This is a genomic window from Dokdonella sp., assembly GCF_049593775.1.
Lineage (GTDB): Bacteria > Pseudomonadota > Gammaproteobacteria > Xanthomonadales > Rhodanobacteraceae > Dokdonella.
In genome coordinates, this window is the sequence record NZ_JBAWHJ010000095.1 from 1 (window position 1) to 12,605 (window position 12,605).

General features: G+C 61.2%; 11 protein-coding genes and 1 riboswitch. Of the genes, 3 read left to right on the forward strand and 8 right to left on the reverse strand.

Features of this window, described 5'->3' with window-relative positions:
* Positions 1 to 52 precede the first annotated feature (52 nt).
* The 6 genes from WBP53_RS03265 to hemW all read right to left on the reverse strand — a co-directional run bounded on the left by WBP53_RS03265 (position 53) and on the right by hemW (position 8,434).
* A complete protein-coding gene (locus WBP53_RS03265; RefSeq protein ID WP_423925890.1) occupies positions 53 to 2,446 on the reverse strand; it encodes a DUF1631 domain-containing protein in 2,394 nt (797 codons plus the stop codon).
* Positions 2,447 to 2,537: 91 nt separating this feature from the next.
* Complete coding sequence (locus tag WBP53_RS03270; RefSeq protein WP_423925892.1) at positions 2,538 to 4,340, reverse strand: TonB-dependent receptor domain-containing protein; 1,803 nt, start codon at positions 4,338 to 4,340, stop codon at positions 2,538 to 2,540.
* A 121-nt stretch (positions 4,341 to 4,461) separates the two neighbouring features.
* Positions 4,462 to 4,671: riboswitch (cobalamin riboswitch) on the reverse strand.
* A gap of 226 nt (positions 4,672 to 4,897) precedes the next feature.
* On the reverse strand, positions 4,898 to 6,073 hold the full coding sequence (locus tag WBP53_RS03275; protein ID WP_423925894.1) for a vWA domain-containing protein: 1,176 nt from the start codon (positions 6,071 to 6,073) through the stop codon (positions 4,898 to 4,900).
* Positions 6,073 to 6,921 (reverse strand): AAA family ATPase, encoded by an 849-nt coding sequence (locus WBP53_RS03280; RefSeq protein ID WP_423925896.1) that lies wholly within the window; start codon positions 6,919 to 6,921, stop codon positions 6,073 to 6,075. Before WBP53_RS03280 ends, WBP53_RS03275 begins: the two co-directional genes overlap by 1 nt.
* Before the next feature lie 135 nt (positions 6,922 to 7,056).
* Complete coding sequence (locus tag WBP53_RS03285) at positions 7,057 to 7,245, reverse strand: CPXCG motif-containing cysteine-rich protein (RefSeq protein ID WP_423925898.1); 189 nt, start codon at positions 7,243 to 7,245, stop codon at positions 7,057 to 7,059.
* Positions 7,238 to 8,434 carry a radical SAM family heme chaperone HemW gene (gene hemW, locus WBP53_RS03290; RefSeq protein WP_423925900.1) on the reverse strand — a complete coding sequence of 399 codons (1,197 nt, stop codon included), beginning with the start codon at positions 8,432 to 8,434 and terminating at the stop codon, positions 7,238 to 7,240. The genes WBP53_RS03285 and hemW overlap by 8 nt, the downstream gene beginning before the upstream one ends.
* Positions 8,435 to 8,561: 127 nt before the next feature.
* Here hemW and WBP53_RS03295 point away from each other — a divergent pair, with 127 nt between their 5' ends.
* Complete coding sequence (locus WBP53_RS03295; protein ID WP_423925902.1) at positions 8,562 to 9,392, forward strand: hypothetical protein; 831 nt, start codon at positions 8,562 to 8,564, stop codon at positions 9,390 to 9,392.
* Positions 9,393 to 9,418: 26 nt separating this feature from the next.
* On the opposite strand, the gene rdgB is transcribed toward WBP53_RS03295, so the two are convergent.
* Together rdgB and rph are read right to left on the reverse strand one after the other, a co-directional pair.
* On the reverse strand, positions 9,419 to 10,012 hold the full coding sequence (rdgB, locus tag WBP53_RS03300; protein WP_423925904.1) for an RdgB/HAM1 family non-canonical purine NTP pyrophosphatase: 594 nt from the start codon (positions 10,010 to 10,012) through the stop codon (positions 9,419 to 9,421).
* Positions 10,009 to 10,734, reverse strand: coding sequence for a ribonuclease PH (rph, locus tag WBP53_RS03305; RefSeq protein ID WP_423925906.1), 726 nt, complete (start codon positions 10,732 to 10,734; stop codon positions 10,009 to 10,011). The genes rdgB and rph overlap by 4 nt, the downstream gene beginning before the upstream one ends.
* Positions 10,735 to 10,806: 72 nt before the next feature.
* Here rph and WBP53_RS03310 point away from each other — a divergent pair, with 72 nt between their 5' ends.
* Both WBP53_RS03310 and gmk read left to right on the forward strand, forming a co-directional pair.
* Positions 10,807 to 11,670, forward strand: a complete 864-nt coding sequence (locus WBP53_RS03310; RefSeq protein WP_423925908.1) for a YicC/YloC family endoribonuclease — start codon at positions 10,807 to 10,809, stop codon at positions 11,668 to 11,670.
* A 2-nt stretch (positions 11,671 to 11,672) separates the two neighbouring features.
* Complete coding sequence (gmk, locus tag WBP53_RS03315; RefSeq protein WP_423925910.1) at positions 11,673 to 12,290, forward strand: guanylate kinase; 618 nt, start codon at positions 11,673 to 11,675, stop codon at positions 12,288 to 12,290.
* Positions 12,291 to 12,605 lie beyond the last annotated feature (315 nt).

Sequence of the window (12,605 nt, forward strand, 5' to 3'; positions counted from 1 at the left end):
AAGGCGGCCTTGCGTGGTGAGCGTCTATGCTCATTCATTGCTGGAATCCTTACTACGCTGAAGCAGGTAGATCCGGTTGCCCGGAAAACTTCTGCAGTTTGCCCATGATCGCTTTCCATGCGCGATCAATGAGATTGCCTGATTCGTCCTTGTACAAACGTACCTGGCCGCGGACCAGATCCCTGGCCAGTTGCTCGATGGTCTTTTCCTCGGCGCGAGCGCCGCGCTGGTTGACGAAAAGGCATCGACCGGTAACCGTCGAAAACCAGGCCAGCTTGCGCCGCACGGAACTGCCTTGCTGGTTGGTGACGAATTCGAACCAGGTTCCGAAAGGGAGTGTGCGAATGCGCTGGATCATGTCCTTGTCTTCGGCGCTCAGGGGTTTCGGCGGGCTCTCGCCATCGGGTTCCTTCGCAGCCTTGCCGGCCGGGGCCGCATCTCCACCCAGGCGTGCCTTGTTCTTGAGTGCGTGGGCCAGCTCGGTATGACTGGTCTTCTTTTCCACCGAGGCCGGATCAAATAGCTTGGCAACCACGCCCTCGACTTCGTCGCCATGCAGGCCCACCTGGAGCAGGCCGCTGCGGACTTCTTCGCGAACGGTTTCTTCGACCTTGGCTACATCCGAGCCCGAGCCGATCTGCATCAGCTGGTCGGCAACGGCCAGGCAGCGACGATAAGCCTGGCTGTCTTCGCCTTGACGGAGCAGGGTCAAGGCCAGCACATCGGTCCAGGCTTGCTCAAGCACGGCGCGAACCATGGGGGCAGGCTTGCCGCGACGGAGCAGGCGCCCGATCGCCGAGTTGGCCTGTTCGCGTGACAGGTCAAGGCGCTCGCGGCCCTTGGCTGCATCGATGTGGCGACGTTCCGTAATTTCTGCGCGACGTGTCACCTGGGACATGTAGCGGCCCAGGTCATCCAGCAGCGACTCCATCAGGCCCATGTCACCGGTGAATTCCTTGGAGACGCGATCGACCATCGAGGTCATCGTGTCAACCAGGCCAGCATCGGTTTCCTCGTCCCCCATCCACATCGCACTGGCTTCGGCGACGTTGTTGAGCAGTTGTCTTGCCGGGTGGTCGCGCTGCGTAAAGAAGTTCTTGTCACTGATTGCGCTGCGCAGCACCGGCACCTGCAGTTTGGCGATCAGCTCGCGGCTGCTGGAATGAGAGGACAGGTTCTGGCCGATATAGTCAAACAGCATGCCGACCAGATCGATGGTGTCGGAGTCTTCTTCGGCCAGGGCTGGCGCTTGTCCATCCGGACTCTTCGCGCGCAACTGGTTGAGCAGATCCTGTTTGACATGACCAATGCTCCGAGGCACCGTCTTGCCATTCTGCTGGATGGTATCGATTGGCTTCGTCTGCAATGCGCCAAGAACGCTTTGCAAGTCGTCGCGGCTTGCCATGTAACCCGTGGGCGACGACGTAGGTTGGGTATCAAGCGCGCGCCTGCGCTCGGCAAGCAGACCGCGCAGCGACGCAAATAGTTGTGTGTCGGGCTGTTCGGTCAGGGAGGAGCTGGGGTCGGCAGGGAAAGACTGGCCGGGTGGTTTCCTTGGCTCTCCCGCACTGACTCGGCCCGGACCAGGCTGTTGGCCCGAGCGCATAGGCGATGCCTGGCCACTTGCTGCCGGCTGTTCCGGCGCGCCGGCCTCTTCGATTGCGGCAGGCTCCTTTTCCTCCGCGACAGCGGCTTTGCCAGCATTGGATTTCGGTGAGGATGTCTTGGGTGCGTGCAGCTGCAGGGTCGGCAGGACGCCCTGCTCGCTCAGGTAGCGATTGAGATTTTCGTAGAATTGCCCGATCGTGCCGATGACGACATGATCGAAGTCATGGAAGACCTTGATGCGGTCATCCTGCTGGAGGTCGAGTTCGCACATCGCATATTGCAGGGCGTTGGCCAGTGCAACCGGCCCAAGTGGCATTTCGGCCGGCTCGAAAGCGGCACGTCCGGCAATGACGCCAAGACGGTGGCCAAGCAGATGCAAGGCCGAGGTATGGCGAATTTCGGTCTTGCTGCCGATATCCTGAATCGCAAGTGATATTTCGAGATCGCGTGAGTCAACCAGCTCCAGCTTGGGCTGGATTCGACTGGCACGTCCACTCTCCGGTTCCTGCTCAAGCGGAACCTTGTCAAGCGTGGCGAGACTCGATTCCAGGTGAACGAGGAACCTGGGCAATATGTCGGACTTGCCGCGCTTGATTTCGCGAATTGCCTCGAAGTACCTGGCCTGCTGCTCATTGCTGCGCGCGCAGTCAGCCTGCTTGAAAAGGCGCTGCTCCACTTCATCGAACATCTGGCCTAGCGCGCCTTCGAAATAGGCCGTGCGCTCCTGCAGTCCGTCCAGAAGGAATCGCACGCGCCTGGGCAATGCGCGCTCTGCCAGCCGCACCAGCTTGAATTTGTTTTCAGCCTTTCCGGCCGATCCACTTGCAGCGTTGCTCACAGCCATTCCCCACCCGCTCCAGTCCGCATTCTGGCATGGAGCGGGAGTTGTGTGACAGATGGCTGAGTGGATCGTGGCCCGGAAGGCTGATCTAGTCGCCCGACCAGACCACCTCGATCAGCGCCGACCGCCCTGGCGTGTTGTACCCGTAGGCCAGTTCATAGTCGACATTGCCAATGTTCTCGAGGCGGGCGACCATCGACCATTGCGGCGATATATCCCAGCTTCCACGCAGGTTTACCAGGGTATACGGCTGCAGCCGTATACCTGCCACGTCCTGGCGCGTACCCGAATGGAACAATTCCAGGCCGACCCTCGCCGCGTTGCCAAATACTCGGTCGAGCGAGCCCGCGAATTTCTGCTCCGGGCGGCGCAAGAGCGGCTGGCCGGATTCCTCGTTGCGCGGATCCTGCCAGGTATAGGCCAGCGCCATCTGCCACGGTCCGGCCTGCTTGTCGTAGGCCAGCTCGACGCCATCGATGCGTGCCCTGGCTATATTCTCGGCCTGGAAATCGACTCCGGTGAAGCTGATCATGTTGGTGATTCGTGTCGAGTAGGTATTGACCTTGATCTGCTGTCCCGCGCCGGGTGTTATCTCCAGCGCCAGTTCAGCGCTGCGCGATTCCTCTGGCTGCAGCTCCGGGTTGCCGGCATACAGTCCGCCGAAGCCGGGGGAGAACTGCTCGTTCAGGGTCGGCCCTCGAAATCCCTCGCCATAGCTTGCGTACGCGCGCGCGCTGTCGCTGAAACGCCAACCTGCCGCAGCCGATCCGGTCACCTGATTGCCCCACAGGCTGTTGTCGTCGAAACGAACGGCAACTTCGGTATCGAAGCGTTGGGCTCCGGCATGCCAGCCGGCGTACACGCCGGTGTTGTTGCGGCTCTCGTCGTAGACCGGCGAGTTGCTGAACGTATCGAGGTTTTCGCCGTTTTCATTGACGTAGTCGACACCCAGGATGAGGCGCTGGGAATTCGGCAAGGCGATCTCGTTCTGCCAGCCCAGTGAATCTCGGCGCGTCTCGTATTGCGAGAAATAGGCCGGGGTCTGGTATTGCTCGTAGTCGTATCCCAGATTGAGGCGGTGCTGCCAGAGCGGAGTGATTTGCCCGGACAGGGAGCCGTTGAAGACCTGCTCGGTGAAGTTCGATTCACCGCCAGCGAACTCTGCGGCCCCCTGGCTGCGCACATATACGCCAGCGAGCGTCTGCTCGCCCCAGGTGTAGTCGGCGCGCGCGCCCAGATGCTGGTTGCTCAGGCCGTGGTCCCTATCCTCGTAGCCGAAGCCATTTTCGTTCTGGCTCGGAAATCCGCCGACGCTGCGGGCGCCGATCTGGACGCTGTAGCCACCCTTGGCGAAACGCTGGCCGATTCCGACGTCGGCCTTGGCGTCCTCATAAGTGCCGTAGCCAAGCGCGATGCGCGGGCCGTCAAGCTTGCGCGTGAAGATCTGCACGACGCCGCCGATGGCATCAGAGCCCCAATAACTTGCACGCGGCCCCCGCACGATCTCGATTCGTTCAATCGAAGCCAGCGGCAGGGTTTCCCAGGTAAACGCACCGGTACTCAGCGAGGCTGCGCGTACGCCGTCTATGAGTACAAGCACGTTGTTGTTGTTGGTGCCGCGCAGGAATACTGATGTCTGGCCGCCCGCACCGCCGGTGCGAGCCACATCGACGCCTGCTTGCAGTCTCAACAGGTCGCTGATGTCGCGCGTGCCACTGGCTTGGATATCTTCGCGCGTGATGATGCTGACGTCAGCCAGGGTGTCGTCGATCGTTTGTTCGAAGCGCGTTGCAGTGACGATGACGTCAGGTTGCAGGATTGCATCGTCTGCAAGGGCGGTTCCGCCAAACGCGGCGAAAAGACTGAGGGACAACAGGGGATTACTGTTCATTGTGGATTCTCCGGACGCACACCCGCGAAAAACCAGGGATGCCACGGAGAAACAAGCGCGGGTGGACGGAGCCACACATGCCCGTCCGTTGCCCGCCGCAACGCCTGGAACTGAAGACGTCGACAGACGTCAGCCACAGGCCGGTCTCCGGGCTTGCAAGCGATGCGATGTGCATCGGCCTGACCACCTTCCCGTGCAATGCACAGTGGTGAATCGATCAGGTTTGTCTTGCCTACCGTTGCGGGGGCAGCGCCGGAATTGCGACGAATCGCGGACCGGCTTCCCGTTTCACCCGATCAGAAGATCAGGCACCTGTGGTGGCGCGCAGTGTACCCGATCGAGTGCCGGGAATGGAGAGTAGGGAGTAGAGAATGCGCATCGCGCTACGCTCTTGGCAGGTTGGACTGAGCGGACACGATGCCCCACATCCAGGCGGCCTCTGCTCATGATCGGCAATAGAGCTCAACGATGTTGGAGTTCGCTGACGCTTACCACCAACCTACGCTATTTTCTCAAAGATCAGCGCAGGAAATGTCCCCACTCCCCACTCCCGCTCTTCACCGAGCCAGATACCGCATCGCATCGGCGAGCCCGTGCGGCGTCAGCGGATACATCCTGTCTTCGACCAGCTCACGAATGAAATCGGTCGATGGCGTGTAGCGCCATCGCTCGATTGGTGTCGGGTTGATCCAGACCACCTTGCGAAAGCGTTCCTTGAGGCGATTGAACCAGACCGATCCCGGTTCTTCATTCCAGTATTCGACGCTGCCGCCGGCATGGGTGATTTCGTATGGCCCCATCGCCGCATCACCAACGAAAACCACCTTGTGGTCGGGGTTGTAGCGCCGCAACAACTCGGTGGTGGGTGTTGCCTCGTTGCTACGGCGCAGGTTGTCACGCCAGACATGATCGTAGAGGAAATTGTGGAAGTAGAAATGCTCAAGGCGCTTGAACTCGGATTTCGCCGCGCCGAACAACGATTCACAGGCATAGACGTGTTCGTCCATTGAGCCGCCAACATCAAGGAACAGCAGCACCTTGACCGCATTGTGGCGCTCGGGGCGCATGCGGATATCGAGCATGCCGCCTTCACGTGCCGTTGCCGAGATCGTGCCGTCGAGATCGAGTTCCTCTGCCGCGCCCTCGCGCGCAAATCGGCGCAGCCTGCGCAGCGCGATCTTGAGATTGCGTGGTCCGAGTTCGGCGTCGCTGTCGAGATTGCGGTAGATGCGCTGATCCCAGACCTTGGCCGCCATGCGACCGCCGCCCTGTGAGCCGACGCGAATGCCGCCAGGGTGATATCCCCCGGCGCCGAACGGACTGGTGCCGCCGGTGCCGATCCAGCGGTTGCCGCCGGAATGACGCTCCTTCTGTTCCTCCAGACGCTTGCGGAATTCTTCCATGAGCTTGTCGAGACCGCCCAGCGATTCGATCCTGGCTTTCTCCTCTTCGCTGAGCAGGCGCTGCATGCTTTGTCGAAGCCAGTCATCGGGTATCGCCGCGAGCTGCTCCGGACTGATCGACTCGATGCCGCCAAGATATTGGCCGAAGGCGCGATCGAAACGATCGTAGTGCTTCTCATCCTTGACCAGGATCGTTCGCGCCAATGCGTGCAGGGCATCGTGGTCGGCGAATGCCAGATCTGCCTCCAGCGCAGCCATGAAGTCCAGCCACTCCCGCAACGTCACCGGAACGCGAGCAGAGCGCAGCGCTTCGAAGAATCCTATCAGCATCAGCTGCGGTTCTGGCGCCTGTGCATGAATGCAAGGCGTTCAAGCAACTGGACGTCCTGCTCGTTCTTGATCAGTGCGCCATAGAGTGGTGGTATCGCCTTGGCAACGTCGCGTTCGCGCAGGGCAGAAACCGGGATCTGGTCGGCCAGCAGCAGCTTGAGCCAGTCAATCAGTTCTGATGTGGATGGCTTCTTTTTCAGGCCAGGGATTTCGCGCAACTCGAAGAACATCTCGAGCGCACGTGACACCAGGTCCTGGGCAATCTTCGGGTAGTGCACGGCGACGATGTCTTCCAGCGTGGCCCGATCCGGAAACGCGATGTAGTGAAAGAAGCAGCGGCGCAGGAAGGCGTCCGGCAGTTCCTTTTCGTTGTTGGACGTGATGACGATGATCGGTCGCTGGCGGGCGCGTACGGTTTCGCCGGTTTCATAGACATGGAATTCCATGCGATCGAGTTCGAGCAGAAGATCGTTCGGGAACTCGATGTCGGCCTTGTCGATCTCGTCGATCAGCAGCACGGCGCGCTGCTCCGAGTCGAATGCTTCCCACATCTTGCCCCGCTTGATGTAGTTGCCGACGTCCTGCACGCGTGGATCGCCTAGCTGGGAATCACGCAGGCGGCTGACCGCGTCGTATTCGTAGAGGCCTTGCTGGGCCTTGGTCGTCGATTTCACGTGCCAGGTAAACAGCGGAGCCTTGATCGCACGCGCCACTTCTTCGGCGAGCAAGGTCTTGCCGGTGCCGGGCTCGCCCTTGATCAGCAGCGGGCGTTCAAGCGTGATGGCCGCGTTGACCGCGAGCTTGAGTTCATCGGTGGCGACATAGCGGTCGGTGCCGGAAAATTTCATCAATCTGAATTCCTTCAAGTGCTGATGGACAACAAGGCATTTGGTCAACGCAGTCAGCCCGGTCGTTGCTCAGGACTCGCAAGTGCCTTGGCGAATCCCGCATTCAACTGCCGGTCGGCGGGTCATCCCCGGTCTCTACTCCCGATCCGTGGTCGTGCGTACATCGGTCACTTCGCCCGATTCGTCGACGCTGATCCGAACCTCGATAGGACGGCAGCAGATCGCGCAGTCTTCGACATAGGCCTGGCTGCCCGCCGAGCTGTCGACCGAACTCTCGAAACTTTCGCCGCAATACGGGCAGTGCAGGGTGACGGCGTCAAGCATGGTGTTTCCCGGTTTCGTCGGTGGCCACAGGCAGGAACAGCGCAATCACGTCATTGAGGAGACGCTGACCTTCTGTCGTCGTGCGCAGGATATCCGGATCGGGCGTGATCCAGCCTCGAATTCGTGCGTTCTCGATTATCGGGGCAATCACCTCGATTCCAAGCCCGGTGAGCCTCGCGAAATCCGCAAGGGGCACGCCATCGACCAGGCGCAGTGCGTTCATCATGTACTCGAATGGCAGGTCGATCGCGGCAAGACTCACGTCGCTGGCGACTCCGCGCCTTGCGCCCGCATGTTCCAGATAGGCGCGCGGCGTACGTTGTTTTGCACGACGACGGATACTGCCGTTCGTCGCGTCGCTGAGCTTGCCATGGGCGCCGGCACCGATGCCGACGTAGTCGCCGAATTGCCAGTAATTGAGGTTGTGTTGCGAGCGCCGGCCGGCTTGTGCGTAGGCCGAAATCTCGTATTGCGCATAGCCGGCATCAGCCAGCAGTTGCTGGCAGTGCTCCTGCATGTCCCAGGCTGCATCACTGTCCGGCAGGACGGGCGGTCTTGAGGCGAACACCGTGTTCGGCTCGATGGTCAGCTGGTAGTGGGAGACATGCGTAGGTGCCAGCGCGATGGCGCACTCGACATCGCGTGCCGCACCCGCCAGATCCTGTCCGGGCAGGGCGTACATGAGGTCGATGTTGAAATTGTCGAATCCGGCGTCTCGGGCTTCCGCGACAACACGCGCGGCGTCGCTGGCCGAGTGGATGCGACCCAACCGGCGCAGCTTGTCGTCATCAAAACTCTGCACGCCGAAACTGATCCGGTTGACGCCGGCACGCAGATAGCCATCGAAGCGGCCGTGTTCGACCGTGCCGGGGTTGGTTTCCAGGGTGATTTCGATGTTGCGATCGAAAGACTGTCGCTCGGCGACTCCATCGAGGATGCGTCCGATCGATTCCGGCGAGAAAAGGCTCGGAGTGCCGCCACCGAAAAAGATGCTGTGCAGAGGCCGGTCGGCCACTGCATCACCGAAGTCGGCCAGGTCGCGATCCAGATCGGCCAGCAGCGCCGCGACATACGCGTCCTGCGGAATCCCGCCAGTCTGCGCATGCGAATTGAAATCGCAATAGGGGCACTTCTTCACACACCAGGGAATATGGATGTAGAGCGACAACGGTGGCGCGATCATGGGCATGTCGACCATTGTAGGCTGTTGGCCGATCCAGACTCGAACCGGTCGAAAAGCCGATCTCGATTCCTGCGAACGGATACAGGCAGGATCTGCACGAGACCACGTGTCAGTGAGACAGGCCTTAACAACCATGAAAGTGATCTACTCCGAGCGGATCGTTGCCGATGCGCAGTCGTTTTCCCCGAGTGCACGCAAGCCTCGCGAAGTGATGGCGTCATGGCGGCGGCGATTCCCGATACTCGACGTGGTCGAAGCGGTGCCGGTGACAATCGAAGAGTTGGCCCTGGCGCATGATCCCGACTACGTGAAGGGCGTGCTTTCGCTGAGGCGGGCCAACGGGTTTGGCAATCATCTGCCCGAGGTTGCAGCCAGTCTGCCCTGGACCAACGGCGCGATGCTCGGTGCTGCCCGTGCCGCGCTGGTCCAGGGTTGCTCGGCGGCCCCGGTCGCCGGCTTTCACCATGCCGGTCATGCCGAGGGTGGCGGTTTCTGTACCTTCAACGGACTCATGGTTGCGGCCATGGTGTTGCGTCGAGAACGACCAGATTGCCGTGTCGGCATCCTCGATTTCGACCAGCACTACGGAAATGGCACGGCAGGCATCATTCGCGAATTCGGCCTGCGCTGGGTCGAGCACTATTCGGCGGGTGCATGGTGGGATCAAGTCGAACAGGCCGAACGCTTCCTCGGCGAGATTCCGGCGATCATGCAGAGGTTTTCGAACTGCGACGTGCTGCTCTATCAGGCCGGCGCGGATCCGCATGTCAACGACCCCCTTGGAGGCTGGCTCACTACCGCGCAACTTCGTCAGCGTGATCGGCTCGTCTTCACGATCAGCAAGCAGATGGGACTTCCCATCGCCTGGAATCTGGCCGGTGGCTACCAGACCGACCTCGGCAAGGTGATCGAAATCCACGACAACACGATGCTGGAATGTCTGGCTGCCTTTTCGACGGACTAGGCTCTGGTCGCCTCACTCGCCGAACTTCAGGACCGGGATCGGAGCAATTCGCGCAACTGCGCCAGGGCCTGGCCACGATGGCTGATGCGATTCTTTTCAAGCGGATCCAACTCCGCGGCACTGGCATTGCGCTGCGGGTCGAAGAAGATGGGGTCGTAGCCAAACCCGGAAGCGCCGCGAGGTGCGTTCAGGATTCGGCCATGCCAGCGCCCTTCGGCGATCAACGGTGCCGGGTCGTCGGCATGCCGTAGCCATACGATCACGCAGAAGAAATGCGCATCTCGCCCTGAATCGGGAACATTCTTCATGGCACCGAGCAGCTTGGTGATGTTGGCGCCGCTGTTGCCATGCTCGCCGGCGTAGCGTGCCGAGAGAAGTCCTGGCGCACCGCCGAGTGCATCAACGCAGATACCCGAATCGTCGCCGATTGCGGGGAGGCCGGTAGCGCGCGCCGCATGGCGTGCCTTGAGAATCGCGTTCTCGACAAAAGTAGCGCCGGTTTCCTCGGCATCTTCGACGCCGAGATGGCCTTGTGCGATGAGCTCGATGTCCAGGTCATCGAAGATCTCGCGCATCTCCGCAAGCTTGCCAGCGTTGCCGCTGGCCAGGACCAGCTTCATGACGCCAGCGCGCGCTGCTGGAAGTCGCAAAGTTCGGCAATGCCCTTGCCGGCCAGGGCGAGCAGGGCATCGAGTTCTTCGCGACGGAAGGCATGGCCTTCTGCCGTGCCCTGGATTTCGATGAAGCCGCCGCCATCGTTCATGACCACATTCATGTCGGTGTCGCAGGACGAATCTTCGGCATAGTCGAGATCGAGAACGGGCACGCCATTCCAGACGCCGACTGAAATCGCCGCAACCGCGCCGATGACAGGATCGCGCTTGAGCAGGCCGCGCTTCTTGAGACCGTTGACTGCATCCATCAGTGCCACATAGGCACCCGTGATGGCCGCTGTGCGGGTACCGCCGTCTGCCTGCAGAACATCGCAGTCCAGGGTGATCGTGCGTTCGCCGAGTGCTGCGCGATCCACGCAGGCTCGCAGGCTGCGCCCGATCAAACGCTGGATTTCCATCGTGCGGCCACCCTGGCCGCCGCGTGCGGCTTCCCGTTGCATGCGATCGTGGGTGGAACGCGGCAACATGCCGTATTCGGCCGTCAGCCAGCCTTCGCCCTTGCCACGCAGGAAGTTTGGAACCTTCTCCTCCACGCTGGCCGTGCACAGCACGCGGGTATCGCCAAAGGAGATCAATACAGATCCCTCGGCGTGACGGGTAAAGCTTCGTTCAATCGAGATCGGGCGCAGTTGATCGGGCGCGCGGCCGCTGGGGCGCTGCATGGACATGGGGAGTTCGGGCTTTGGCAATCCGGCCGAGCAGTTTACCATTGCGGGCCTAGTTACCGATGGACCGGCACCATGATCCGCAGCATGACGGCTTTCGCCGGCGCAGAAAGCGAGACCGCCCACGGCAATCTCAGCATCGAGTTGCGCTCGGTGAACCACCGCTATCTGGAACTGAGTCCACGCTTGCCTGACGACTTGCGCAGCTTCGAGCCCCGGTTGCGCGAAACCCTGACCGCACGCCTGTCTCGCGGCAAGGTGGATATCAATATTCGCCTGAAGTCTGCGGCAACCCGATCCGCCTCGCTGGATGTCGATGAAGCCCTGCTGGACCGGCTTGCCGACAAGGCAAAGCTTCTCGGGAATCGTTTCCCGGGCATGAGCATCGATTTCACCAGCCTGCTGAACTGGCCCGGTGTCCTTTGCGAGCCCTCGGCCGACAGTGACGGCCTGCATGCAGTGGCGGCGGAGCTGCTCGACCAGGCACTTGGAGAGTTCATCGCAGCCCGGGAACGTGAAGGCGAGCGGCTGGCCGGGTTCCTGCGCGATCGTCTGCAAGGCATCGAGGCCATTGTTGCTTCGGTTCGCGAGCACTTGCCGGACGCCCGTGACGCGGCTCGGGCACGCCTCGACCTGCGCCTGGCAGAAATCAAGCAACCGGTGGATCCGGGGCGCATCGAGCAGGAGATCGTCCTGCAGTTGCAGCGCATGGATGTCGACGAGGAGCTGGACCGGCTGGCTTCGCACATCGCCGAAGCCCGGCAAACCCTGGCCACGGATGATGCGGTGGGTCGCCGGCTCGATTTCCTGATGCAGGAATTCAACCGTGAGGCGAATACCCTGGGTTCCAAGGCCGCCGATCCACGCACGACCAAGGCCGCAGTGGAGCTCAAGGTCCTGATAGAGCAGATGCGCGAGCAAGTGCAGAACCTGGAGTAGCCGTGTCCGGCACCCTGTACATCATTGCGGCACCTTCCGGCGCGGGCAAGACAAGCCTGGTCAAGGCCTTGCTTGAGCGTGAGCCGGAGATTTCCCTGTCAGTCTCCTACACCTCGAGGATGCCCCGCACCAACGAGGTCGACGGCCAGCACTACCATTTCGTGTCACGCGCCGTGTTCGAGCGCATGGCCGCGGAGGGTGCGTTTTTTGAATACGCCAACGTGCATGGTGACTACAAGGGCACGGCCCGTAGCGCTGTCGAACCTTTGTTGGCCGCGAATCGAGATGTCCTGCTCGAGATCGACTGGCAGGGGGCCCAGCAGGTGCGCAAGCAATGGCCTGAGGCGCTGAGCATCTTCATTCTGCCGCCTTCGCGAGCGGAACTGGAGCGCAGGCTGCGCAATCGCGCCTCGGACAGCGCCGAGCAGATCGCTCGTCGAATCGCTGATTCGCGCATTGAGATTGCGCGTGCGCCCGAATTCGACTACGTGGTCGTAAACGACGATTTCGCGATAGCGATCAATGACCTGCGAGCCATTTTCAGTGCGAGGCGACTGCGCTGTGAAGCGCAATTGAAGCGTCAGGCCGGTTTGCTCGAAGATTTGCTGAAGCCATCCTGAGCCAACCCTGGTGATGCTCCCGGGGTGTACCGGCTGCACCCAGGGGTGCAAGTGGCAGCGGAAACAATGCGGCACCGCGGGATAATCCGGCGCAGGGCCTGGTGCATATGGGTGCCGGACTTCCTCGGGCGCGGAGACCGCAGGGCCTGGCAAACGAGGCTGATCAGCCCTTGGCCACGCCCTGACCGCACCCCCGATAGCCGGTGTTTGTTTGCACTGCACAATTGCGCGCCGCTACAATAGCCGCCAAACCGATGCTGTATCGATTTCCAAAGAGGCTAGTCAAAGATGGCGCGTATCACTGTAGAAGATTGT